The organism is Herbaspirillum sp. UBA812, from assembly GCF_002296545.1.
Lineage (GTDB): Bacteria > Pseudomonadota > Gammaproteobacteria > Burkholderiales > Burkholderiaceae_D > Herbaspirillum > Herbaspirillum huttiense.
Window position 1 is genome coordinate 1 of sequence record NZ_DBIC01000148.1, and the last position, 24,449, is coordinate 24,449.

Here is a 24,449-nt window from a genome sequence, read left to right on the forward strand (position 1 = left end):
CCACGGTCCTCCCGCCCAAGCGCATCAGCGCCGTCATCAACCTGTGGGGCCTGCTGCTGATGACCCCCATGGGCCTGTACACCGCGCTGCAGTTCAATTTCTCCACCGTGCCGGTCAACATCTGGCTGCTGCTGGTGTTCTATGCCCTGGCCGCCAGCGTCTGGACCGTGTGGCTGTGGATGACGGGATTGAAGGTGGTCCCGGCTGCGCGTGCCGGCGTCTTTACCGTGATGCTGCCGGTCTCGGCCGCCGTGGTCGGGGTGCTGGCCCTGGGCGAGAGCCTCTCGGCCCTGCAGGCCGGCGCCTTCGCCGTAGCGCTGGCCGGGATGTTCCTGGCCACGCTGCCTGGCCGCAATACTGCCGACAAGTTACCGCTGAACTGAGCGAGGAAAAAAATGAATCAAGCCAAACGCCCCACCGGCAAACCACATTCCCCCGGTCCCAAGAAAGCCGCTCCCGGCCACGCCAAGCCAGCCGTGAAGGCGGGCCCCAAGCCCGCGCCCGCTGGCCCGGTGCGCGACAAGCCGAAGACCCATGTCTCCACCGAAGCCGCCCGCCGTCGCCAGCACCAGGCGCATGCGGCTTCGCAGAGCCTGGATGAAGATGAACTGCGCGTGCAGCAGATGGTGGCGCTGGCCAGTGCGGTGGCCGCCGATGCGCCGGACCGCGCGGGCCGCCGCGTCGGCCAGGATGAACTGGAACGCATGGTGCGCAATACCCTGCGCGAGCGCGATGACGACACCCTCTACGAAGCACTGGAACAGCTGCGCTACGACGATCCGCGCGGCCATGCTTTCCTGCGGGAAGTGGTGGAGGAGGGCGCCGACATCATCGTGCTGCGCCGTGGCGAGAAGGAACTGGAGATCAATGCCTTCCTGATCCCCCTGCTGGTCCGCACGCGCGGTGGCCTGCGCGAGGAGCAGGCATTGGCCGATGGCGATGCCTTCGACACCCTGCGCGAGAGCATCCAGAAAGCCGGATTGGAAAGTCCCAAGGCGCGCGTGGTGCTGGTGCATCATCTCTACCATCCGGAAGAGATCAACGCCCTGAGCTTCAGTGAAGTGGAGGCCATGAATCGCGATGCCTTTTCCTCACTGACCGACAAGAAGATCCTGAGCGTGCCGGCCATCGAGCGCAGCATGCGCGGCTGGCCGGCCAGCCATTTCGCGGCCGACGATGAAGCGCTGGAACTGCGCTTCCTGCTGGGCTTTTCGCTCAAGGAGGTGACTGATTCCTTCTATGCGATTCCGCAGGAAGAAGCGGCCGCCGATGCTTACTTCGAATCGCGCGCGCAACGCTTCCGTGAGTGGAGCGAAGAGATCACGCCGCTCATGCAGCAATGCCTGACCGGGCAAACCGGCGAGGCTGCGCAGTGCCAATTGCACTTCCTGTACCAGGATCTGTTCCATGGTGCCAAGCACACCGGCAATGGCGAATACCGCACACTGCAGATGCTCTCCGAACTGGAAGCCGGGCTGGCGCAATCCGCTGCGCAGGCGGCAGAGGCGAGCGCCTTCCTCGCGCTGGTGGACGAGGATGACGAGACCCATCTGCAGGTCGTACTGCGCAATGCGCAAGCCACGCTGGCCCGCTCTGAACATCTGGTCGAGGGCGATCTGCAGGCGGTGCTGTTCGATGCCGCCGATGCGGTGGCTTCGCTCGGTGTGACGGCCGTGCGCCTGGCCGATGGCTTTGATGAGAACGGACAGCCGCTGCGTGCGCGCGATCTGCCGGCGGCCTGATCGGCGGCCTCAGTCCAGCAGCGCCTGCAGGCTGGTTCCTGCAGGCTGGCAGCGGAAAATCAGCTCTACCTGCATCGGACGCCAGCCACGGATGAGCTGGCGCAGGTCGGCCTGCATCTGCTGCTTGCCGCAGAAGGCGGTCGCCTTCTCGCGCGCGGCCGAAGTCAGGGCCGGAATCGACATGGTGTAGCTCACCCCCGTGGCCGAGACCGTGTAGAGATCGCCACGCCCGGCGCTGACTTCGCTGAAGTTGGCGCAGCCGCCCAAGGCGGCGGCACCGAGGCAGGCTGCGGCCAGGCTGGCGCGGCGGCGATGATGTTGACGTTGAGTGCGCATGAGATCCCCCGTTGTGCTCGTGACGCGTGCCGTCGGCAGAATTGCCCTGCGGCATCAACACGACAAGGCAAGCCTACGCGCGGCATGGCTGCCGTTGGGGGTGGCTTACCCGGTTTTACCCGGATGGCGTGGCTGTAAAAAAATCTTCAATGGCGTTCGAAAAATAGCGTGACCTGTCAATTTTCGTACAGGCGTGTCAGGGCGCTGGCTACTTCACGTGCACGTAAATAATTTCCTGCCTGCTGGGAGGCAGGGGCATGTGGCTACCCGTGCATGGCATTTGCCTGCGCGAGCGGCTGGCGGCTGGGCTAAAATCGTCGACGCCGTCCGGCCAGGGCCGGGCCGCAGACTACGTGTGCCATGCTGCCGATCACAGCGCAGCGGCACCATCCGCCAAATCAGGGAGAACCGAGAATGACCAACCGTCGCAGTTTCATCACCGGCGTGGCCGGCCTTGCCGCCGCCACTGCCATCCCCAACGTCTTCGCCCAGGCCGCCGCTGCGACCGGCTCCACGGAACCGACCCTGGCCCGCGTGCAGCGGACCAAGACCCTGCGCATCGGTGCCGTGCGCGGTGCCGCACCCTACTACAACAAGGACCTGGCCAGCGGCGAGTGGGGCGGTTTCATGATCGATTTCGCCAAGAGCCTGGCGGCCAGCCTGAACGTGAAGCTGGACATCACCGAAACCACCTGGGGCAACTCGGTGCTGGACCTGCAGACGCACAAGATCGACCTGTTCTTCGGCATGAACCCGACCCCGGCGCGCCGCGAAGTGATCGGCTTCACCGAGCCGCTGTTCCTGAACGCCTTCACGGTGGTCTCCAAGAAAGAGTTCAAGACCTGGGCCGACCTGAACAAGCCGGAAGTCAAAATCGCCGTGGACATCGGTTCTTCGCATGACCAGATGATCAGCCGCGTCTGTCCCAACGCCACCATCGTGCGCCTGGAAAAAGCGGACGACGCCACTCTGGCGCTGCAGACCGGCCGTGTCGACGCGCAGGTGCTGGTGTGGCTGCTGGCCCTGAACATCCTCAAGAAGAATCCTGCGCTGGGCAAGATGTACGTGCCGCAGCCGCTGGAAGCGACCTCCACCAACATCGGCGTGCCCAAGGAAGAGGACAAGGCCTGGGTCGAGACCATCAACAAGTGGATCGCTGCCGAGCGCGCCGCCGGCAAGATCAAGCCGACCGTGCTGGGCAATCTGCAGAAGCTCTCCGGGGTGAAGCCGGAGGATGTACCGGCGCAGATTCCGCTGTAATCCACAAGGCCTGCAGGCCGTGAGTGAGTAAAGAGAAACCCGCACAGGTGATGCTGTGCGGGTTTTCTCATGGCAAGGCAGATCGCCCCTGATTCATTTAAATCATTTGAATCATTTGATTCGCTTGAACTCGCTGGCATGGAGCACCACCTCCAGCAGGGTTTCCAGCTTGATCATGCGCTCGGTGAGGTTTTCGATCCGTATCTGTTGCTGACGCAGGGCTTCGCTTTGCCGGATCACCTTGTCCTCCAGCTTGATGACGGTCGCCAAGGCACTCCAGATACGGCCGGTAATGCCGAACATCAGGCGCTCCCGGACCGGGCGGATGCGTCCAGCGCAGCCAGCCGTGCATTGCTGGCCTCGATGAAGGCCAGCGACGCATCGGCGCTGGCTCCGGCCCGTTCGGCTGCTTCCTGCGCCAGATTGGCCAGGGTGTCCAGCTCCTCTTCCCATTGCGCAGCCTCATAAGCCAGGGCACCGAGACACATCAGCTCCGAGATCTGCAGCCCCAGCTTGCGCGCCTTGGCCGCGATGATTTTCTCTTCTTGCGCGGTGGCTTCGACCACGATGGTTGCGACGGCAGCAGTACGCATGATGAACCTCCAGACAGGGAAAGGGGAGAGCCGCGAAGTTGCCTGATGCCCTGCCTGAAGTCGAGGCCATTGCAAATTTTTGCAGGAGGGTCTCGATTTTTTGCGGGGCATCTCTCGCACGCTGGTAGCGTCTTTCTGCAAGCCGGCATCATGAAGCAGAAAAATATTCGCTGACAATTTGCAAGCACAAGAACGCCGCTGCCGGGCTTTTGTCTTGCTGGCCGGGGCCTGTGAACCGCCCCTCATGCTCCGATCAGCGTCGACATGAGCCCCCCTTCGCGCCTTGAGACAAGCGTCTCACCATCCCCCGATGCTGCGCCGCAGGACAACTCGCCGCGCACGCTGTGCTACAACATCACCCATCGCTTCACCGTCGTCTGCGCCCTGATCCGCATTGATGCCGATGGATCCGCGCAGTGCCTGCCGTCCAGCCAGGAGCCCCCATGCCCTACGTTGCCAAAGTCAGCCATCTCGACCGCGTGCGCCGCCTGCTCGACGGCCAGCCCGATCCTGCCGCCAGTCCCTACCTGCAACGGCTGAGCTCGTCTTACCTGCGTTCACTCGACCAGCACCATCTCGACCCGGCCGACATGCGCGGTCCGCGCGTGCTGAGCTCCGGCGAGCTGCGCCAGGTCCAGCAGGGCGAGGAAGATTTCCTGCGGGCATCAGGGCAGTGCCTGTCGGTGCTGCACCAGACCGTGCGCGAAGCCGATTACTGCGTGATGCTCACCAATGCCGGCGGCACCACCATCGACTATCGGGTGGACCGCGAGCGCCGGCATGATTTCAAGCGCGCCGGTCTCTATCTCGGTTCCTGCTGGTCCGAGAGCGAAGAGGGGACTTGCGGAGTGGCCGCCGTGCTGCAGGATGCCTTGCCGATCACGGTCCACAAGAGCGATCACTTCCGCGCCGCCTTCACCACACTGACCTGCAGCGCTGCCCCCATCTTCTCGCCGTCGGGTGAGCTGATCGGCGTGCTCGATGCCTCGGCGATCCGCTCGCCCGATGCGCGCGACAGCCAGAACCTGGTCAACCGCATCGTCCAGCAAAGCGCCACCTTGATCGAGGATGGCTATTTCCTCAATGCCATGGCCTGTGCCTGGGTGCTGCTGGTCCATCGCAGCCGCCATTACGTGGAAGCGCAACCGGAAATCCTCGTCGCCTTCGATGCTCTGGGCAACATCATCGCGGCCAATCGCCGCGCGCGCGAATGCATCGCGGGATTGCAGCAATTGCCGCGCCCCATGGGCGAGATCTTCGACCTGCAGTTCGAACGCCTGCTCGACAGCCGTGCCCTGCAAGGCTTGCACCTGCTGCGCCTGCATGGCGGCACTACGCTCTATGGCCGTGTGCGCGCACCGGTCTCACGCGCAGTGCGTCCGGCGCGCGCGCATGGGGCTGCGACGTCGGCAGCACCGGCCAGCGCAAGCCCCGCCATCGAAGCCGATGAACGCCAGGAGCGCGACCAGATCGTCGCCGCCCTGACTGAATGCAAATGGCGTGCGCCGCACGCCGCCCAATTGCTGGGCATGTCACGCGCCACGCTGTACCGGCGCATGGCGCGCTACTGCATCCTGCCGCCGCATCGACGTTAGCGCGGCAGGCTTCACCCAGGCGTTCACAGAACCGCCACCCCCATCCAACCACGAGATCTATTGTCGAGATAGAGGAGACTTGTCATGCCCGAAGAAACCCCCAGCCAGACCATCGCGCACCTGCTGGAGACCCTGCAGGCCGCCCTGCGCGAAGGCAATGCCGCCAAGGCCGCCGCCCTGTTCGGGGAGGACGGCTACTGGCGCGATCTGATTGCCTTCACCTGGAACATCAAGACCCTGGAAGGCCGCGACCAGATCTGCGCCATGCTGCAATCGCAGCTGCCGCAGCTGGGATCGATACAGCTGCGTCCCGACCCCGATGAGACGCCCTCGCAAGCCGATGGCGTAACCCAGGGCTGGATCCTGCTGGAGACCGCCGTCGCCCGCGGCAAGGGCTACCTGCGCCTGCGCGACGGCAAGATCTGGACCCTGCTGACCACCGCCGCCGAACTGAAGGGCCACGAAGAACCCAAGGGCGTAAACCGCCCGCGCGGGGCGGTGCATGGCGTGCATACGCAGCGCCGTACCTGGAAGGAAGGACGCGAAGCGGAGGCGCGTGAACTGGGCTACCAGCAGCAACCCTATTGCCTCATCATCGGCGGCGGGCAGGGGGGCATTGCGCTGGGTGCGCGGCTGCGCCAGCTGGGTGTGCCGACCATCATCATCGAACGCAACGAGCGCGCCGGCGACAGCTGGCGCAAGCGCTACAAGTCGCTGTGCCTGCATGATCCGGTGTGGTACGACCATCTGCCCTACATTCCCTTCCCCGAGAACTGGCCCGTCTTCGCGCCCAAGGACAAGATCGGTGACTGGCTGGAGATGTATGCCAAGGTGATGGAACTGAACTACTGGGGTTCCACCGTCTGCAAGTCCGCCAGCTTCGACGAGGCCACGCAGAAGTGGACCGTAGTGGTCGAGCGCGAAGGGAAGGAAGTCGTGCTGCAGCCGACCCAGCTGGTGCTGGCCACCGGCATGTCGGGCAAGCCCAACGTGCCGCAGTTTCCCGGAGCGGAAAACTTCCGGGGCGATCAGCATCACTCCTCGCGCCATCCCGGTCCCGATCCTTATCGCGGCAAGAAGGTGGTGGTGGTCGGCTCCAACAATTCGGCGCACGACATCTGCGCGGCGCTCTGGGAGAACGGTGTGGACGTGACCATGCTGCAGCGCTCTTCCACCCACATCGTCAAGTCCGATTCCCTGATGGAACTGGCCCTCGGCGATCTCTATTCCGAGCGCGCAGTGGCCAGCGGCCTCACCACCGCCAAGGCCGACCTGCTGTTTGCGTCGATCCCCTACAAGGTCTTGCCGTCGATGCAGAAGCAGGTGTTCGACAAGATCCGCGAACGCGATGCGGATTTCTATCGGCGTCTCGAAGAGGCCGGTTTCCTGCTCGATTTCGGCGATGACGATTCCGGCCTGTTCATGAAATACCTGCGGCGCGGCTCCGGCTACTACATTGACGTGGGTGCCTCCGAGCTGATCGCCGAAGGCAAGATCCGTCTCAAGAGCGGCGTCGACGTCAAGGAGATCCGCGCACACTCCATCCTGCTCTCCGATGGCAGCGAATTGCCGGCCGACGTGATCGTCTATGCCACCGGTTACGGTTCCATGAATGGCTGGGCCGCCGACCTGATCTCGCACGAGGTGGCCGACAAGGTCGGCAAGTGCTGGGGCCTGGGATCGGCCACCACCAAGGATCCGGGACCGTGGGAAGGCGAACAGCGCAACATGTGGAAGCCCACGCAGCAGCCCGCCCTGTGGTTCCATGGCGGCAACCTGCACCAGTCGCGCCACTACTCGCTGTATCTGGCGCTGCAGCTGAAGGCGCGCATGGAGGGTATTCCGACACCGGTGTATGGCTTGCAGGAGGTGCATCATCTCCGATAAGGCCCGCGCCTGAGACCGGCAGCGGCAGATGAAAAAAATGGCGCACAGAGAAATCTGCGCGCCATTTTTTCGTCCGGCTGAAAAGCTGCTGTCAGCGCGGTTTCGATGCCATCTCCATCACTCCCGGTCAGGCATTGAAGCGGGCCAGGAAAGCCTGCGTTGCCGCCTCGCGCGGATTGTCGATCACCTGCGACGGCGGTCCGGCTTCCACCACCACGCCATCGCGCATGAACACCACCTGGTCCGCCACTTCGCGGGCAAAGGCGATCTCGTGCGTGACCAGGATCATGGTCATGCCATCGGCGGCCAGGCCGCGGATCACGTTGAGTACTTCACCGACCAGTTCCGGGTCCAGCGCCGAGGTCGCTTCATCGAACAGCATCACGTCCGGCTGCATGGCCAGCGCGCGGGCAATGGCGATGCGCTGCTTCTGGCCACCGGAGAGCTTCTGCGGATACATGTCGGCACGGTCCGACAGGCCCACCTTCTGCAACAGCGCCATGGCCTTGGCGCGCGCTTCGGCCTTGGGCGTGCGCAGCACGGTGACCATGCCTTCCATCACGTTCTCCACCGCCGTCATGTGCGGGAACAGGTTGAAGTGCTGGAACACCATGCCGGTGCGCGCCCGGAAGGCGGCCAGCTCGCGGTCCTTGGGCAGGCGCGACTTGCGGCCATTGAATTCGAAGTGGCGCTCGCCGATGCGTACCGTGCCCAGGTCCGGCACGGTCAGCAGGTTCAGGCAGCGCAGCAGCGTCGACTTGCCCGAGCCCGAGGGGCCGATCATGGCCACCACGCTGCCACGGGGCACGGCGATGGAAATGTCCTTGAGCACCACGTGCTCGCCAAAGGCCTTCTTGAGATTGCCGATCTGGATCATCGCGTCCGCATGTTGATTGTTCATCGTCTTCTCCTCAACCGTGCTGGACCGACAGGCGGTTTTCCAGGCGCTTGGCCCAGATGGTGGCCGGCAGCAGGATCAGGAAGTAAATGATCGCGACCAAGGTGTAGATTTCCAGCGGACGATAGGTTTCGTGCGCGATGATCTGGCCCTGGTACAGCAGGTCAGGCACGGCCAGCACCGACAGCAGCGAGGTGTTCTTGAGCTGCATGATGGACTGGTTCACCAGCGGCGGCGTCATGCGCTTGAAGGCCTGCGGCAGGATCACGCGCTTCATCAGCTGGAAACGCGTCATGCCCAGTGCCCAGCCCGCTTCGGACTGGCCGACATCGATGGAGACGATGCCGCCGCGAATGATCTCGGAATAGAACGCACCGCCATACAGCGCCAGCGACAGCATGGCCGCCGTGCCCGCCGACATCTCGATACCCAGCAGCACCGGCAGCGCATAGTAAAACCACACCAGCTGCACCAGTACCGGCGTGCAGCGGAACACTTCGACGAAGGCGCGCAGCGGTCCGGAGATGAAGGGGTTCGACGACAGCCGGCCGAGGCCCACCACCAGACCGACCAGCAGGCCGAGCGCGATACAGGCCACGGTGTAGGAGAGGGTATAGACGAAGCCGATTCCGATGATGCTCCTGAATTGCCAGAGCGAGCCGAAGTCCCATTGATACATCTGCGATTTTCCTTGGTTGCCAATTGCATGAGCCCGGGGAGGGCAGGGTGTGCAGCGCATGCACGAACCATGCCCTATCCCTCCGGGGCAGTTGTGCGCCGGGTACCGGGAGGAGGGAGGACGTGGGAAGAACTGCCCGCGCATGGATTGCAGGCGACCGCAACCGACGCTGCGGCGTGCCGCGAACCCGGCCATTGTAAAGGAGAACGCCTGGAGCACGAACTGAACAAAACGTCTCATCATGCGCCGGGAACCCCCGTAGATGCGGGCTTTGGCTAAAATGACGGGATTGCGCAAGTGAAGTGTTATGCCAAATTCCCGGTCAGCGGGAACGTGCTGTTTCACCTTTTGGATCATGAACCCGTCCCCTTTTTCTTCCATTCCTGCTGCCAGTTCTCCCCTTTCTGTGCGTGTCATCCTCATCACCGGTGCCGCGCGCGGCATCGGTGCGGCGGTGGCCACCACCGTGGCGGCACCCGATGTCGCCCTGGTCCTGCATGCCCGCAGCGAATCGCCGGAGCTGCAGGCGGTGGCGCAGCAATGCCGCGCGCAGGGCGCGCAGTGTACGCTGGCGCTGGGCGACCTGGCCGATGCGCACACCGCGACGCAGTTGCGTGACGCTGCGCTGACGCACTACGGCAGGCTCGATGCGCTGGTGGCCAATGCCGGCTTTGCCGATCGCAAGCGCATTGGCGAACTGGATGACGCGGACTGGTCGCGTTCGCTCGATGCGCTCCTGGGCGGCTTTTTCCGCTTGATCACGGCTTGCCGCGAGCCGCTGCAGGCCAGCGGTCAGGGCCGGGTGGTGGCGGTGAGCTCCTTCGTGGCCCACGTGTTCCGCCTGGGGGAATCGGGCTTTCCGGCATCGGCGGCGGCCAAGGCGGGCATCGAGGCCCTGGTGAAATCGCTGGCGGTGCAGGTGGCCGCGGCCGGGGTGACGGTCAACGCGGTAGCGCCCGGCTACGTTCAGAAAAGCGATCCGGCCAAGTCGGCCATCGACCCGGCCGCCTGGCAGGCGGCGCTGGCGCGCATCCCGCTGCAGCGCCTGGGACAGCCGCAGGAGATCGCCAATGTAATCGCCTTCCTCCTCAGTCCGGCGGCTTCCTACGTCACCGGACAGGTGTGGCACGTGGATGGCGGACTCACCCTGTAATGCGAAAATGATTTAAATCGTTTAAATCATTTATATCATTAGATCAATTAACATCATTTACATTTTTCGGAAGTTGAACTGAGACCATGCGCATCATCGTGCTGGGCGCCGGCATCGTCGGCGTCACCACTGCTTATTTCCTCCGCGAGCGCGGCCATGAAGTGGTCGTGGTGGAACGCCGCGCCGAGGTGGCGGCCGAGACCAGCGTCGGCAATGCCGGCCATGTCTGCCCCTCGTATGCCACGCCGTGGGCGGCTCCCGGCATGCCGGCCAAGTCGCTGAAGTGGTCGGTGCAGAGCTGGCTGGGGATCGAGGCGGCCTTGCGTTTCACGCCGCGCCTGGATGCGCATCAGTGGAAGTGGCTCAAGACCTTCCTGGCGCAATGCACGCCCGAGCGCTATGCCGTCAACAAGGCCCGCATGGGGCGCCTGGCACGCTACAGCCACGGCCAGTTGAAACAGATCCGCGAGCGTCTCGATATCCGCTACGAACAGACCACCGGCGGCAACCTGCAATTGTTCCGCACCCAAGAAGGGCTGGACAATGCCGGGCTGTCGACCAAGGTATTGGCGGAAGCCGGCGTGCCTTTCGAGCTGCTGGATGCCGATGGCTGCGTGGCCTTCGATCCGGGCTTGCATGCGGCCCGTCATGAATTGAAGGGCGGTTTGCTGTTGCCGATGGATGAAACCGGCAATTGCCCGCTGTTTGCGCGCGCGCTGGCCGGCTGGCTGCAGGCGCATGGGGTGGAGTTTCACTTGTCCACAGAGGTGCAGGCCATCGAGGTGGCCGGTGGCCAGGTCAGCGGCTTGCGCACACCCACTGGTACCTTGCGCGCCGATGCCTACGTGGTCGCCTGCGCCAGTGCGTCAGTACCGATGCTGAAACCCCTGGGGCTGGACCTGCCGATCTATCCGGTCAAGGGCTATGCCATCACGGTGCCGGTGGCCGATCCCAAGAGCGCGCCGCGCAGCGGTGTCATGGACGAGTACTACAAGGTCGCCATCACCCGCATGGGCAATCACATCCGTGCGGCAGGCACGGCCGAGATCGGCAGCTGGGATACGCGGGTGACCCCGCGCGATTGCGCCACTGCGCTGAAGTCGCTGAAGAATCTTTATCCACAGGGCGCCGATCTGGCCAAGGTCGAATACTGGGCCGGACTGCGCCCCATGACACCGGACGGCGCACCGCTCATCGGTGCCACCCGCTATGCCAACCTGTGGCTCAACGCCGGCCATGGCTCCAATGGCTGGACCACGGCCTGCGGGTCCTCGGCCATCATCGCCGACAAGATCTCGGGCGTGGCCAGCGCCATCGAGAGCGCCGACCTGGAGCCGCAGCGCACGTTCTGAGCGGAGCGCTGCCGATCAATGATCAGCGATCAAACAGCGCGTCCACATTGTCGCCATTGCTGAAGCTGCTCACGGCCCAGCCGCCAGGCGTCGTGTAGAAGATGAACATCCACGGGATGGCCTGGCGTTCGGTTTTTTCGATGTAGGTGAGCTTGATCAGCGATTCGCCCACCTTCTCGGAGCGGATGAATTCGTAGCCGACCGAATTGCCGACCAGGGCTTCGATGGCCGTGCGCGCGCTGCGTGCACTGGTGCGTGCGCCCTCGAAGGCGCGGATGTCTACCAGCGCATAGGGCGAAAGCAGGCCATAGGCATCATCGGTGCGGCCGGCACCGGCCTGGGCCATGACCTTGTCGGCCAGGGCGCGCACTTCGGTGTCGGATTTGAGGGTATCGGCCTGGGCGGCCTGCAGCAGGCCGGTGAAGGCGAGGGAGGCCAGCAGGGAACGAATGATGAGCGAGGGCATGGAAGTCTCCTTGTAAGGCAGCACATGAAATGGCACAGGCGGCTATTGTGCCAGTACTGTGCAGGTCCCCGCCAAGCCTTGTATTTGCGTGACGTACGTGGCTGTTAAGCCTGCACAGGGTCAGCGTAAATCAAGGTAAAACGGTCCTGAAGCTGCAATATGCGCCGCTATGATGGGCAGCCTGTAATCCCGGCCACCTGCGCCATGCAGGGATCGTGAAAGCCAAGGGATTGCGCTCGGGGAGAGCATCATGCGCACCATCATCATTGCCACCTTGCTGGCTTCATCGCTGTCGGGCTGCATCGTCACGTCCGGCAATGCCCTGGTCGACGCTGTGGGCCTGGTCGGTTCCACCGCGTCCAGCGTGCGTGCCATGACGCCCAACTCGGTACAGAATCCCATCGTCTACAGCAAGGACCCGATCCACGAAGTCTGCATCGAGTGGAATGGCTCGGTGGCGCTGAGCGACTTCGTGCCCGGCCTGCAGGGCGAGCTGCAGAAACACGGCGTGCAGAGCCGCGTCTACGATGCCGGTACCCAGTCGCTGGCCTGCCCGGTGACGCTGAGCTATGTGGGCTACGTCAAATGGGACACCAAGGTCTTCACCGATGCCTATACCCCCTATCTCACCTATGCCGCACTGACCCTGCGCCGCGAAGGCCGCGTGCTGGGCACGGCGCAGTACCGGCTCGGTTCCTTCGGCCAGGACAAGTGGGCCAGCGCGGGTGACAAGCTGGCACCGCTGATCGATGCGCTGTTCCCGGGCAATCCGCAGGTGGCGGACAATTCGCCGGACAACATGCGCAGCGCGGCCAACGGATTCTGAAGCCGGATTCGGAAGACGAGATACGGCGCACACGGCGCACTCGGCGGTCACGCTGTTGCGCCTCCAATGAAAAACGGCAAGCTGCGCGCTTGCCGTTGTCGTTTGCAGACCGGGTGTTCTCGCGCCTGCAGCGCGGACCCGATCACACCATCATCCGATCACCAGATGGTCAGCAGGCGGCGGAAGAAGTTGCCATCGGTGCTGGCATCCGCAATGGAGCCACCGCCGACCTGTTCCAGCCGCGCATCGGCCACGTTGGAGGAGGCCACGATGCCGCCGCGGATGTCACGGGTGCGCACCACACCCGAGAAGCGCAGGGTGTTGGTGTTGCCGTTGACGCCGATGCGCTTTTCACCGGCCACCACCAGGTTGCGGTTGGGCAGCACTTCGACGATGGAGACCATCAGCGTGCCGGTCATGGTGTTGGTATTGCTGCTGTCGCCGGAGCCCTTGAAGGTATTGCTGCCGTTGGCCGAATAATTGGCGTCGTACAGTTGCGTGAACAGTCCGCCCAGCGGCGCGCCCGAACCCGGGCCCTTTTGCGTGAGCGTGGTGTCGCGGCTGTTGGTGGTGGCCGCCTTGTTGCTGCTGCTGATGGATTCGGAGATGTCGATCTTGATGATGTCGCCCACGTTGTAGGTGGTCGGCTCTTCGAACAGCTGCGCGCTGGAGACGCGGAAGATGGCACCATTGTTTTCCACGTTGGCCACCTGATAGGCCGGCCGCACGCTGGTGGGCCCGGTCACCATGGGCGCCGGGCTGTTGCAGGCCGACAGCGAGACCGATAGCGAAACGGCCAGTGCGCAGGCACCGGCAAGGCGATACTGGAATGTCATGGTACTCCCCCGATGGCGGCCGGGCTGGATGCCCGGCACGAGCCACCGCCCGCGGTTGCCTGCTTCTGACCTGCTGCTTGCCTGGGGCTTGCATCAATCTCTCAGGAAGCATGAACGCGCGGGCGGCGCGTGCAGGGATGATGGTGGCTGCAGGCGTAAGCAGCGGTTAGGCCCGTGTAAAGTGCGGCAAACAATCATCAATGGCGGTTAAGTCGTGCGCTGGACAGCATTAAGCGCAGATGAATGCTCCTGTGAACGAGCATTAAACACGGGGCACGGAGGTCATACGGACGAATCCGGCGGCTCCCGGTTTCGTCGCCGGCGCTGCCGTGGACGGCACGCCACAGCCGCGCTGTTGTGATCGCTTTGACTCGGGCTTGACTCTGGTTTGCCCTCAATGCGTCTGCGTTTTTCCGTGCATAATGACGCCACCCCCAACTCAGCGGTCCCGCCTGGCGTGATCGCACTCCATCATGGCAACAGACAAGAACCAGGCCGCCACCAGCGCCGAGATTGCAGCGCCCAGCGTGCACGAGCAGCTGGTATCGGCCCGCATCCGCCAGCGCATCAAGGCGGCCGGCGTGCGTTTCCACGCCAACGACAACATCGCCGCCTTCATCCGGGAAGGCGAACTGGAGCAATTGCAGGCCGAGGTGCAGTCCAAGCTGGCCGCGGTGCTGGAGAGCCTGGTGATCGATGTCGAAAGCGACCACAACACCCAGGACACCGCCAAGCGCGTGGCCAAGATGTACCTGAACGAAGTCTTCAAGGGTCGCTACCAGGCGGCGCCTCCAGTGACCGAGTTCCCCAACATCGAGCGCCTCAATGAGCTGATGATCGTCGGCCCGATCACGGTGCGCAGTGCCTGCTCGCACCACCTGTGCCCGATCATGGGCAAGGTGTGGGTGGGCGTGATGCCCAATGAGCATTCCAACCTGATCGGCCTGTCCAAGTACGCGCGCCTGCTGGAATGGATCATGAGCCGCCCGCAGATCCAGGAAGAAGCCGTCTCCCAGGCCGCCGACCTGCTGATGCAGAAGCTGCAGCCCGATGGCCTGGCCATCGTCATGGAAGCCGATCACTTCTGCATGCACTGGCGCGGCGTCAAGGATGTGGAATCGAAGATGATCAACAGCGTCATGCGCGGTTCCTTCCTGCGTGATGCCAACCTGCGCCGTGAATTCCTGGCGCTGATTTCCCAACGTCAACGAGGTTAATCATGCTGGTTCGTCTGATCTATGCAAGCCGCGCGCGCGAGACCATCACCCACGAGACCATCGAGGGCATCCTGGCTGCCTCGCGCCAGCGAAATCCGCAGCAGGGCATTACCGGCGTGCTGTGCTACAGCGACACGACCTTCGTGCAGGTGCTCGAAGGCGGGCGCGATCAGGTCAATCGCCTGTATGGCCGATTGCTGCGTGATGATCGCCACCATGACGTGATCCTGCTGGCCTATGAATCGATCGACGAGCGCCAGTATTCATCCTGGACCATGGGCAAGATCCGCCTGGACAAGATCAACCGCTCGCTGTTGCTGAAGTATTCGGTCACGGGCGAACTCAATCCCTATGATGTCTCCAGCTGTTCCACCGTGGCACTGTTGAATGAGCTGGCCTCGACGGCGGCCTTCGCCCAGCGCGATTGATGGCGCAGGTTCGCGCGGATGTGAGAACGGCACCTTGCGGTGCCGTTTTTTTTGGGCTGCGTGATCTTCGCGGGCTTAATCCAGGTCGATGCTGGGCAGGCTGCGGATGCCCCACTTGGCCGGATCGGCATAGGCCACGATCTTGTCGCCCCCACGGGCCAGGTCGATGATCTCCGGCTTGAGCGGCATGCGGCTGGTGGTCGAGTAGAACAGTTTGATGCGCGGGGTGAGCAGGTGCTCCGGCCGCTGGTCCACCACGATGCCCAGCCGGCCCGATTGCAGGATCACGCAGGAGCCGGTCGGGTAGATGCCGATGGCCTTGACGAAGGCTTCCATCGTGATCGGATCGAAATGCCCGGCGCTGGCGGCCATGTGGCGGATCGAGCGGGCCGGGTCCCAGCCGGCCTTGTAGGGACGGTTGGAGGTGATGGCATCGTAGACGTCGCACACCGCGCCCATCTTGGCCATGATGGAAATGCTGTCGGCCTTGAGATTGAACGGATAGCCGCTGCCGTCGATCTTCTCGTGATGGTGCAGCGAGACATCCAGTGCGACTTCGCCAATTCCTTCGATCTGTTTGAGGATGCTGTGGCCCTGTACGGTGTGCGAGCGTACCGAGGCGAATTCTTCTTCGGTCAGCTTGGCGGGTTTGTTGAGGATGTCCAGCGGCACGGCCATCTTGCCCACATCGTGCAGCAGGCCGGCCATGCCGGCTTGCTTGATCTGTTCCTGCGTCATGCCGAGCTGGTTGGCCAGCGAGATCATCATCGCGCAGACCGCCACCGAATGCATGTAGGTGTAATCGTCGGTGGTCTTCAGGCGCGCCAGGCTGATCAGCGCATCGGCATTGCGCGAGACCGAGGAGGTGATCTCGGTCACCAGTTCGGCAGCATCCTTGACGTCGACCGTCTTGCCCATGCGCGCTTCGGAAAACATGTTGAGCACGGTGGACTTGGAGGAGGAGATGATGCGCGCCGCGCGTTCGCGCTCTACCGCCGTCTCGGTGCGGGTGGCCGGCTTGCGCACGGCCACCGTGGCGCTGGCACCCTGATGGGCGATGGCGATCTCGGCGGGGGGCGCGGCGTCATCCTGCTCCGCCGCGTCGGTCTCGTCGTCGATATCGTGTTCGGGGGCAATGTCGCGGCCCTTTGCGGTGTCGATGGTGACTTCCTCGACCGGGCACTCGCGCAGGGTTTGCAGATCTTCCAGCGTTTCGATCTTGAAGGATTTGCGCCAGAAAGGATGATTGATCCATCCGCCGGGGATGGAATGAACGTACATGCCCAACCGTAATTGAGCCAAGGCGATGGATTTCAACATATCGAATTCAGGTCTGTGCCTGGCGCTGGTTCCCGTACTGAAAGCGGTTCGATTTCCTTGATGAAATGGACGCCTGTTGTCTGAAGGAATGAAGCTCGGTGATGGTCTGTGAACATCATTCCACTGACGAGCTATCGTAACAGAATGGCATCAGTTTTACGCGGCTTGTCGTTATCTTGCCGACGAATTTTACCTTTGTCCGCACGGAAGTTTATGTGCGGAAAATGTTTGATCTGAAGATCGTTGAAAAATTGATGTAATCCCGAGACAGACAGCCACCGCCTGAGAATCCGGCCGACGGTGGCTGTGAGGAATGGTGAGAAAAACTTATTTTTTCAGTGGCGGCGCATAAGGGTTGCTGGTGAGCATACGCAGGAAGCTGGCAATGCAGGCCACCCCCGCAAAGGCGGCGCCGAAGCCGAGGGCAAAGCGCGAGCCCTGGGTCTCCGACAGGTTGAAGCACAGCGCCACCAGCGCGGCCCCGACACTCTGGCCGAGCAGCCGTGCCGTCGCCACGATGCCCGAGGCACCACCGCTGCGATGCGGCGGGGCGCTGGTCATCAGTGCCTTGAGATTGGGCGACTGGAAGAAGCCGAAGCCCATGCCACAGAGCAGCATGCGCCAGCTGATTTCCCATACGGTGGGCGCAGCCGGCATGAAGGTCATCGACAGCAGTCCTGCACACAGGAGCGCCAGCCCGACGCCGCCGAGGATGCCGACCGGATAGCGATCCGACAGCCGTCCGGCGATCGGTGCCATGATCGCCACGGCCACCGGCCAGGGTGTCATCAGGAGACCGATCTCGACCTGGCTGCGGCCCAGGTCATGGTGGAAGAAGAAGGGCAGCGAGACGAAGGCGAGGCCCTGTGCCGCGAAGGAACACACGGCGGTGATCGCCGAGAGCGTGAACATGGGATGGCGGAACAGGTCCACCGGCAGCATCGGTGCCGGATGCGACAGTTCGCGCTTGAGCAGGAACAAGCCGCAGACGATGGCGGCGCCCAGTTCCAGTCCGACCACGCTGGCCTCTGCCTGGTGCGCGCCTTCACCGATGGCCAGGATCAGCAGGCCGAAGGCAGCCGCATTGAGCACGGCGCTGCGCAGGTCGAAGGCGTGTGTCGACAGCGCGGTATGCGGCAGCGAGGGCAGGGCCAGGATGACGGCCGCCACGCCCAGCGGCACGTTGACCGCAAACAGCCACGGCCAGGGTGCGATGGCGAGGATGCCGGAGGCGACCGATGGTCCCACGGTGAAGGCGATGGCCACGATCAGGGTATTGAGCCCGACGCCACGGCCCAGCGAGCGGGTCGGATAGATGAAGCGGATCAGCGCGGTGTTCACGCTCATGATGCCGGCCCCGCCCAGTCCCTGCAGGAAGCGCGCCATCACCAGCGTAGGCAGCGACCAGGCCACCGCGCACAGCAGCGAGGCCGCGGTAAAGAGCACCAGTCCCCAGATATAGATGCGGCGGTAACCGACGATTTCCCCCAGCGCCGCCAGCGGCAGCAGCGCCACCATCATCGCCAGCTGATAAGCGGTGACGATCCAGACCGAGGCTGCCGGTGTGGTGTTGAGGTCCAATGCCATGGCAGGCAGGGCCGTGTTGGCGATGGCGGTATCGAGCGTAGCCAGGCCGACTGCGATGCCCAGCGCCAGGATGGCGCGCCCGCGCTGCTCGGGCGGCAGGCCCTCGCCGGCGATGACGATGTGATGGGCAGGATCGGACGTGCCGGAAGTGGAAGGCTGCGAGGACATGGTGTGGTTCGGTGTTGGCGGTGCAAGCGTGCTGGTGCCGCCGCTTGTTGTCGTGGTTGTCTTGGAGGTTCTGGAATGCGCGCCACCCCGCAAGGCAGCGCCGGTCAATGATAGCGGGGAACGTCCGAGTGCGCAGGCGGCGGCCACACGCCGGGCGGCTGCGCTATGATGGCGGTTTGCGCCAGCGCGGCTGGTGCCTTTGATCACGGAGTGGCAAGCATGTCCAAACAGCAGTTGTCGGAGCGCCTGTGCGCATGGATCGATCAGCATTTCGAGGAAGAGGTCGGGGTCCTGCAGCAGTTGATCCGCATCCCCACCGATACCCCGCCCGGCAACAACGCCCCGCACGCCGATGCGGTGGCCGAGCTGGTGCAGTCCTGGGGCTGGCAGGCCGAGAAGCACGCGGTACCGGCCGACCAGGTGCGCGACTATGGCATGCAGAGCATCACCAACCTGATCGTGCGCCGTCCCTATGGCGACGGTGGACCGACCCTGGCGCTCAACGCCCACGGCGACGTGGTGCCGCCGGGCGAAGGCTGGACCCATGACCCGTATGGTGGCGAAGTGGCGGATGGCCGCATCTATGGCCGTGCGGCAGCGGTCTCCAAGAGTGACTTCGCCAGTTATATCTTCGCCACGCGCGCGCTGGAGTCCCTGGGGGCAGCGCTGCGCGGCGCAGTGGAACTGCACTTCACGTATGACGAGGAATTCGGCGGCGTGCTCGGCCCGGGCTGGCTGCTGGAACAGAAGCTGACCCGTCCGGATTATGTGCTGGCGGCCGGCTTCAGCTACAACGTGGTGACTGCCCACAATGCCTGCCTGCAGTTCGAGGTGACCGTGCATGGCCGCGCCACGCACGGCTCCATGCCCGAGACCGGCCATGATGCCCTGCAGGCGGCCAATGCCATTCTCAATGCGATCTATGGCGCGCTGCCGGGATTGAAGGACATCCGCTCCTCCATCCCGGGCATCAGCCATCCGACCATGATCGTCGGCCGCATCGATGGCGGTACCAATACCAATGTGGTGCCGGGCAAGGTGGTGCTGAAGATGGACCGCCGCATGATTCCCGAGGAAGATCCGGCGCAGGTCGAAGCCGGCGTGCGCAAGCTGATCGAAGACGCAGTGGCCGGCCTGCCGGGCATCCGCGTGGAAATCCGCCGCCTGCTGCTGGCGCGTGCGCTGCGCCCGCTGCCGGGTCACGAGAAGCTGGTGGACAGCCTGCTGCGCAATGCCGAACAGGTCATGGGCGAGACCCTGACCACCAATGGTTCGGCGCTCTATACCGATGCCCGCCTGTATGGCGAAGCGGGCATTCCGGTGGTGCTGTTCGGGGCCGGTCCGCGCACGCTCATGGAATCCAATGCCAAGCAGGCCGATGAGAACCTGGCGCTGGATGACCTGAAGAAGGCCACCAAGGTGGTCGCCCTGATGCTGCTGGATTTCCTCGGTCCGCAAGACTGAGGCCGACGCCATTCCGGGCGCGCCTGCGGTCCTGCGCGGCAGGTCGCGCCCTCGGAATTGCCGCGGGGAAACGTCGCCGCATCGCAGGCCGCCCGACAAATGATTACAATGTGTGCCCGCAACAGCGTGGCCGGCGTTTCCTGTCGGCATGTTTCGGGCCGGAGGGCAGTGCGCCAGCCGGATAACCAGGCAAGTCTTGTGGGACCGAGATCAATCGCATGTTCAACGCCATCGAGCACACTCATCCGCCCCAGTCGCCCGCCGGCCGCAAGCCCGGCTATCTTGGATTGTCGTTCCGGCAATTGCTGCTGGCGGCCTTCCTGCTGATCGCCGCGCTCCTGAGCGGTACGTCCATCCACGCCCTCTTCACGCTGGACCGCATGTCGGCCAACAGCCGCGAGACGGCGCGCCAGGCGGTGCAGCTGACCGAATCCGCCCAGCGGCTGGCCGAGCGCACCGTGGCCATGGAGCGCAGTGCGCGCCAGTACCTGGTGCTGGATGACCGCGCTTTCCATGATCGTTTCAACGAGGCGCGCGAGCAGGCGCGCCAGGCCCTGGGTGAATTGTCGGATTCGCTGCCGATGGCCCCGCGCGACCTGTTCAGCCAGTGGGGCGTGTATGTGGACGAAGCCGCCGGCGTGCTGGAGGCGGAGTCGCGCAAGGACAAGGGCGAGCAGGCCAAGCTGTTCCAGGACTTCGCGCGCCTGCCCGCGCTCAATGAGCGCATCGCGCTGGAGAGCCGGCGCGAGGTGGATCGCCGCAACAATGCCTTATCGGCCGCACTGGAGCAGCAACGCCAGCTGCTTACCGCCCAGGTGGTGGGGGCCATCGTGCTGGCGGTCTTGCTGGCCTTCTGCTTCGGACTCTGGCTGTCGCGTCCGATGGCGCGGCTGGAACAGGCCATTGGCCGGCTGGGCGACAATCGCTTCGACCAGCCCATCGACGTGCGCGGCCCGGCCGACATCCGCCGCCTGGGCCAGCAGCTGGACTGGCTGCGCCAGCGCCTGGCAGACCTGGAGGCGGAGAAGTCGCGCTTCCTGCGCCATGTCTCCCATGAATTGAAGACTCCGCTGGCGGCGCTGTGCGAAGGCGCGGCCCTGCTGGATGACGGCGTGGCCGGGCAACTGACTGAGAACCAGCGCGAGATTGCCCGCATCTTGCGCCAGAATACCCAGTCGCTGCAGACCCAGATCGAGGATCTGCTGCGTTATAACGAAGTCTCCTTCGATGCCCAGCGCATCCATCCGGTGCCGGTGGACCTGCGCGCGCTGCTGCACAAGGTGATCGACGACCAGCGCCTGCAATGGCTGGCGCGCGAACTGAAGGTGGAAATCGAGGGTGCGGCCCGTACCGTGGTGGTCGATCCCGAGAAGATGGCCATCGTGCTGGCCAACCTGCTGTCCAATGCCGTGCGCTTCAGCCCGCAGGGCGGTTTCATCCGCTTCCTGCTGAGCGAGGCCCCCGGTATGGTACGGGTGGAGTGTCTGGATCAGGGGCCGGGGGTGGCACCGACCGATGCCGCCCGCATCTTTGAACCCTTCTACCAGGGCTTGCACCAGCCCTCCGGTGCCCGCCGTGGCAATGGCATCGGTCTGTCCGTGGTGCGCGAGTACGTACAGGCGCATAGCGGCAAGGTCTATCTGGTCCCGCGTGAGGGCGGGGCGCATTTCCGAATCGAGTTGCCTGATGAAAAATAAGATCCTGATCCTGGCTTGTTCCGTCGTGCTGGCCGCGTGTGTGGGGCCGCAGCCGTCCGCGCCGACATCGACCGTCCAGCTCATCCAGTCCTCCAGCAATATCGACGAACTGCTGGCCTACAACGCCCAGCTGCGCAAGATGACGCCGGCCGAACTGGGCCGCGAGTTGCAGCGTGTCAATACCTATCCGGCTGGTCCGGCGACCAATGTGCGCCGCGCCATGGCGCTGTCTTTGACGCGCGACGCCATCGACCTGGCCAAGGCCGAAGCCCAGCTATGGAACGTCATGGCCGATCGCAGCGTCGAAGCGGAGAAGCTCAAGCCTCTGGTGCAGTTGCTGGTTGGACATTATTCCGACCTGCGCCGCGTGGCCGACGGTGCCGAGAAGTCCTCGGTGCAACTGAAGGAAGCGCAGCGCAAGGTCGATCAGCTCAACGACAAGCTGGAAGCGCTCAAGAACATCGAACGGACCCTGCCGGCTGGCGGCAAGTAATCTGAATCCCCGAAGACCTGGGGATGCCGCCATCCCGCCGGGGCCGTTCCCTTTACTGGAACTGGAGTCCCGATGGGAAAGACTGCCCCCCTGATGCTGGTCGACGATGATCCCGACCTGCTGCGATTGCTGACGCTGCGCCTGAACGCTAGCGGTTATCGCATCCTGGCCGTGGAAAGCGCCGAGGCCGCCTTGGCCCAGCTGGCCATTGCGCTGCCGGCGCTGGTGATCACCGATGTGCGCCTGCCCGGCATGGATGGGCTGGCGCTGTTTGCCGAGATCCGCAGCCGCTATCCGGCCTTGCCGGTGATCCTGCTCACCGCCCATGGCACCATTCCCGATGCCGTCGAGGCCACCACGCAGGGGGCCTTCGCCTATCTCACCAAGCCGTTTGATGGCCATGTGCTGCTGGACAAGGTGGCGCAGGCCCTGAGCCTGTCCGCGCCCGCCCAGGAGACGCCGGATGAAGCCTGGCGTGCCGACATCATCAGCCGCAGCCAGCGGGTCGACGAACTGCTGGCCGAGGCGCGGCTGGTGGCGGCCTCCGACGCCAGCATCCTCATCCGTGGCGACAGCGGTACCGGCAAGGAAGTGCTGGCCCGCGCCATTCATCGTGCCAGTCCGCGTGCCGGGAAGCCCTTCATTGCCGTCAATTGCGGTGCCATTCCCGAGCAATTGCTGGAGTCCGAACTGTTCGGCCATGTGAAAGGCGCATTTACCGGCGCTGTAGAGCATCGTGAAGGTTTATTCCAGGCGGCGGAAGGCGGCACCCTGTTTCTCGATGAAATCGGGGATATGCCGCTGGCCTTGCAGGTCAAGCTGTTGCGCGTACTGCAGGAAAAGACCGTGCGGCAGGTGGGGGCCAACCAGGCTGCCGAGGTCGACGTACGGGTGATCTCGGCCACCCACCGCGACCTGGAAGCGGCCATGAATGAGGGGCACTTCCGGGCCGATCTGTATTACCGGCTTAATGTAGTCACGCTCAGTCTGCCGCCGCTGGAAGAGCGGCGTGAGGATATCGCGCTGCTGGCCAATCATTTCCTCAAGACCATCGCCGCGCGCTATCCCAAGCGCCTGACGGGATTTGCCCCGGATGCGCTGGAAGTGCTCAGCCTGGCCCACTGGCCGGGCAATGTGCGCCAGCTCTATAACGTCGTGGAGCAGGTGTGCGCGTTGTCGACCGCGCCGCTGATCCCGGCGTCGCTGGTGCAGCGCGCATTGCGGGTGCCGACGCTGGATCTGCTGCGTTATGCAGAGGCCAAGCAGAAATTCGAGCGGGATTACCTGGTGCGGCTGCTGAAGCTGACGGATGGCAATGTCTCCGACGCGGCCCGGCTGGCCGATCGCAATCGAACCGAGTTTTACCGGCTGCTGCAGAAGAATGGACTGGATCCAAGGCGATTCCGGGGTGGCGAGGAGGCCGTCGTGATGGAGCGACAGGACGGAGTCGTTTGAAATCAAGGAGTTGCGCTTGTCGCTGCGACATGATGTCGGGTCCGGCCGACGGAAATGGTGGGTTCGCCGGCTCATCTTTGCTGACGGATTGCTGAGTTCGCGCGATAAGTCTCTGATTTCATTGAGGATAGCTTGGGGTGGCATGGCATTTGCCAACGTATAGGCCAGAGTTGCCCGCCTTGGTGAAGGGAAGGGCAATGCCAGGTCCACCTCATTGAACAAGGAGAACTTCATGAAGACATCTTCACTTGCAGCACGACTGCTGGCCGCCGCCATGGTGATGGCCGCTGCCGCACCGGCAGTCCACGCGGCGGATTCCGCCAGCACCAATGCGCCCTCTGCGCAGAAGGCCGGCGCCTATATTGACGATTCCGTGATCACCGCCAAGGTGAAGGCGGCGCTGGTGGAAGACAAGCAGATCTCTTCCATGAAGATCAAGGTCAGCACCAAGGATGGCGTGGTCACCCTGAAGGGTTCCGTCCCCAGCGCCGAGCTGGGCCAGCATGCCTTGCAATTGGTCGCCGGGGTCGAGGGAGTGCGCGACGTGAAGAGCGACTTGACCGTGAAGGCAGGTTGAGCAGAGCCGATTGGGTTTGCAGAAAATCCGGTAATTATTTGAATTATTTAGACCAGCAAAAAAGAATCCGGGCCGTCCCGCCAGGGATGGCCCGGATTCTTTTGGTTTTTTTCGATGCTGGCCAGCTTCTCTGAAGCTCAAGCTGGGTACGGCTTTGCGGCGTACCAGATGGAGCCTGGCTCATATCCTTCTAAATTATTTTGAACTATTTTTCAAAAAGTACTTGCGCGCTGCCGGATGCGTTGCTATAGTTCGCCCCCTGCTGACGAACAAAACGATTCGCAGCGATGCAAACAGCGCCAAGCGCGTTTGCGACAGACAAGATCTTTAAAAATTAACAGCCGATAAGCGTGGGCGTTTAATGAAGTGCGACAGAACCTCGGTTCTGGAAACTTTAAATATTAAATGCTCACAAGAAAT

24 protein-coding genes are annotated in these 24,449 nt (G+C 63.6%); 15 read left to right on the top strand and 9 right to left on the bottom strand.

Annotation, left to right across the window (positions count from 1 at the left end):
* On the top strand, nucleotides 1-383 hold a 383-nt coding region (locus tag B3873_RS09300; protein WP_286865482.1), incomplete at its 5' end, for an EamA family transporter.
* Between the two features lie 12 nt (nucleotides 384-395).
* Entirely contained in the window at nucleotides 396-1,742 is a 1,347-nt protein-coding gene (locus tag B3873_RS09305) for a DUF2863 family protein (protein ID WP_286865484.1), read from the top strand.
* Between the two features lie 9 nt (nucleotides 1,743-1,751).
* On the opposite strand, the gene B3873_RS09310 is transcribed toward B3873_RS09305, so the two are convergent.
* The gene (locus tag B3873_RS09310; protein ID WP_034338950.1) at nucleotides 1,752-2,078 is read right to left on the bottom strand and encodes a hypothetical protein; all 327 of its coding nucleotides are present in this window, start codon (nucleotides 2,076-2,078) and stop codon (nucleotides 1,752-1,754) included.
* 414 nt (nucleotides 2,079-2,492) lie between these two features.
* Here B3873_RS09310 and B3873_RS09315 point away from each other — a divergent pair, with 414 nt between their 5' ends.
* Nucleotides 2,493-3,338: a transporter substrate-binding domain-containing protein gene (locus B3873_RS09315; RefSeq protein WP_039790280.1), complete on the top strand. Its 846-nt coding sequence runs from the start codon at nucleotides 2,493-2,495 to the stop codon at nucleotides 3,336-3,338.
* A 111-nt stretch (nucleotides 3,339-3,449) separates the two neighbouring features.
* Here the strand turns inward: B3873_RS09315 and B3873_RS09320 are convergent, their stop codons facing one another.
* A complete protein-coding gene (locus B3873_RS09320) occupies nucleotides 3,450-3,641 on the bottom strand; it encodes a hypothetical protein (protein ID WP_039790279.1) in 192 nt (63 codons plus the stop codon).
* On the bottom strand, nucleotides 3,641-3,931 hold the full coding sequence (locus B3873_RS09325; RefSeq protein WP_286865491.1) for a hypothetical protein: 291 nt from the start codon (nucleotides 3,929-3,931) through the stop codon (nucleotides 3,641-3,643). The genes B3873_RS09320 and B3873_RS09325 overlap by 1 nt, the downstream gene beginning before the upstream one ends.
* A 443-nt stretch (nucleotides 3,932-4,374) precedes the next feature.
* On the opposite strand from B3873_RS09325, the gene B3873_RS09330 reads away from it, so the two are divergent.
* Nucleotides 4,375-5,526: a sigma-54-dependent Fis family transcriptional regulator gene (locus B3873_RS09330; RefSeq protein ID WP_286865492.1), complete on the top strand. Its 1,152-nt coding sequence runs from the start codon at nucleotides 4,375-4,377 to the stop codon at nucleotides 5,524-5,526.
* A gap of 84 nt (nucleotides 5,527-5,610) precedes the next feature.
* Nucleotides 5,611-7,413, top strand: a complete 1,803-nt coding sequence (locus tag B3873_RS09335; RefSeq protein WP_286865494.1) for an NAD(P)/FAD-dependent oxidoreductase — start codon at nucleotides 5,611-5,613, stop codon at nucleotides 7,411-7,413.
* Between the two features lie 127 nt (nucleotides 7,414-7,540).
* On the opposite strand, the gene B3873_RS09340 is transcribed toward B3873_RS09335, so the two are convergent.
* Together B3873_RS09340 and B3873_RS09345 are read right to left on the bottom strand one after the other, a co-directional pair.
* Entirely contained in the window at nucleotides 7,541-8,314 is a 774-nt protein-coding gene (locus B3873_RS09340) for an amino acid ABC transporter ATP-binding protein (protein ID WP_286865501.1), read from the bottom strand.
* A 10-nt stretch (nucleotides 8,315-8,324) separates the two neighbouring features.
* Nucleotides 8,325-8,990 carry an amino acid ABC transporter permease gene (locus B3873_RS09345; RefSeq protein ID WP_039790273.1) on the bottom strand — a complete coding sequence of 222 codons (666 nt, stop codon included), beginning with the start codon at nucleotides 8,988-8,990 and terminating at the stop codon, nucleotides 8,325-8,327.
* A gap of 355 nt (nucleotides 8,991-9,345) precedes the next feature.
* On the opposite strand from B3873_RS09345, the gene B3873_RS09350 reads away from it, so the two are divergent.
* Both B3873_RS09350 and B3873_RS09355 read left to right on the top strand, forming a co-directional pair.
* Complete coding sequence (locus B3873_RS09350) at nucleotides 9,346-10,143, top strand: SDR family NAD(P)-dependent oxidoreductase (RefSeq protein ID WP_286865503.1); 798 nt, start codon at nucleotides 9,346-9,348, stop codon at nucleotides 10,141-10,143.
* 86 nt (nucleotides 10,144-10,229) lie between these two features.
* A complete protein-coding gene (locus B3873_RS09355) occupies nucleotides 10,230-11,495 on the top strand; it encodes a D-amino acid dehydrogenase (RefSeq protein ID WP_209570012.1) in 1,266 nt (421 codons plus the stop codon).
* Nucleotides 11,496-11,517: 22 nt separating this feature from the next.
* Here B3873_RS09355 and B3873_RS09360 read toward each other — a convergent pair whose 3' ends face one another.
* The gene (locus B3873_RS09360; RefSeq protein ID WP_286865507.1) at nucleotides 11,518-11,961 is read right to left on the bottom strand and encodes a hypothetical protein; all 444 of its coding nucleotides are present in this window, start codon (nucleotides 11,959-11,961) and stop codon (nucleotides 11,518-11,520) included.
* A gap of 250 nt (nucleotides 11,962-12,211) precedes the next feature.
* Here B3873_RS09360 and B3873_RS09365 point away from each other — a divergent pair, with 250 nt between their 5' ends.
* Nucleotides 12,212-12,787, top strand: a complete 576-nt coding sequence (locus B3873_RS09365) for a hypothetical protein (protein WP_034338990.1) — start codon at nucleotides 12,212-12,214, stop codon at nucleotides 12,785-12,787.
* 158 nt (nucleotides 12,788-12,945) lie between these two features.
* Here the strand turns inward: B3873_RS09365 and B3873_RS09370 are convergent, their stop codons facing one another.
* A complete protein-coding gene (locus B3873_RS09370; RefSeq protein ID WP_039790266.1) occupies nucleotides 12,946-13,623 on the bottom strand; it encodes a flagellar basal body L-ring protein FlgH in 678 nt (225 codons plus the stop codon).
* A gap of 473 nt (nucleotides 13,624-14,096) precedes the next feature.
* Here B3873_RS09370 and folE point away from each other — a divergent pair, with 473 nt between their 5' ends.
* Nucleotides 14,097-14,840 carry a GTP cyclohydrolase I gene (gene folE / locus B3873_RS09375; RefSeq protein WP_039790264.1) on the top strand — a complete coding sequence of 248 codons (744 nt, stop codon included), beginning with the start codon at nucleotides 14,097-14,099 and terminating at the stop codon, nucleotides 14,838-14,840.
* A gap of 2 nt (nucleotides 14,841-14,842) precedes the next feature.
* The gene (locus B3873_RS09380) at nucleotides 14,843-15,268 is read left to right on the top strand and encodes a BLUF domain-containing protein (RefSeq protein WP_286865512.1); all 426 of its coding nucleotides are present in this window, start codon (nucleotides 14,843-14,845) and stop codon (nucleotides 15,266-15,268) included.
* 75 nt (nucleotides 15,269-15,343) lie between these two features.
* Here the strand turns inward: B3873_RS09380 and B3873_RS09385 are convergent, their stop codons facing one another.
* Both B3873_RS09385 and B3873_RS09390 read right to left on the bottom strand, forming a co-directional pair.
* A complete protein-coding gene (locus B3873_RS09385; protein WP_039790263.1) occupies nucleotides 15,344-16,588 on the bottom strand; it encodes an HD-GYP domain-containing protein in 1,245 nt (414 codons plus the stop codon).
* A 327-nt stretch (nucleotides 16,589-16,915) separates the two neighbouring features.
* Nucleotides 16,916-18,343, bottom strand: a complete 1,428-nt coding sequence (locus B3873_RS09390) for an MFS transporter (RefSeq protein ID WP_209535035.1) — start codon at nucleotides 18,341-18,343, stop codon at nucleotides 16,916-16,918.
* 219 nt (nucleotides 18,344-18,562) lie between these two features.
* Between B3873_RS09390 and B3873_RS09395 the strand changes: the two genes are divergently transcribed.
* The 5 genes from B3873_RS09395 (at nucleotide 18,563) to B3873_RS09415 (ending at nucleotide 24,029) form a co-directional block, all read left to right on the top strand.
* Nucleotides 18,563-19,807, top strand: a complete 1,245-nt coding sequence (locus B3873_RS09395; RefSeq protein ID WP_039790261.1) for a M20/M25/M40 family metallo-hydrolase — start codon at nucleotides 18,563-18,565, stop codon at nucleotides 19,805-19,807.
* A 218-nt stretch (nucleotides 19,808-20,025) separates the two neighbouring features.
* Nucleotides 20,026-21,504: a HAMP domain-containing sensor histidine kinase gene (locus B3873_RS09400; RefSeq protein ID WP_209535038.1), complete on the top strand. Its 1,479-nt coding sequence runs from the start codon at nucleotides 20,026-20,028 to the stop codon at nucleotides 21,502-21,504.
* Entirely contained in the window at nucleotides 21,494-21,997 is a 504-nt protein-coding gene (locus B3873_RS09405) for a hypothetical protein (protein ID WP_034339018.1), read from the top strand. The genes B3873_RS09400 and B3873_RS09405 overlap by 11 nt, the downstream gene beginning before the upstream one ends.
* A gap of 72 nt (nucleotides 21,998-22,069) precedes the next feature.
* Nucleotides 22,070-23,452 (top strand): sigma 54-interacting transcriptional regulator, encoded by a 1,383-nt coding sequence (locus B3873_RS09410; protein ID WP_039790255.1) that lies wholly within the window; start codon nucleotides 22,070-22,072, stop codon nucleotides 23,450-23,452.
* 232 nt (nucleotides 23,453-23,684) lie between these two features.
* The gene (locus tag B3873_RS09415; protein ID WP_121037519.1) at nucleotides 23,685-24,029 is read left to right on the top strand and encodes a BON domain-containing protein; all 345 of its coding nucleotides are present in this window, start codon (nucleotides 23,685-23,687) and stop codon (nucleotides 24,027-24,029) included.
* The last annotated feature ends 420 nt before the right edge of the window (nucleotides 24,030-24,449 follow it).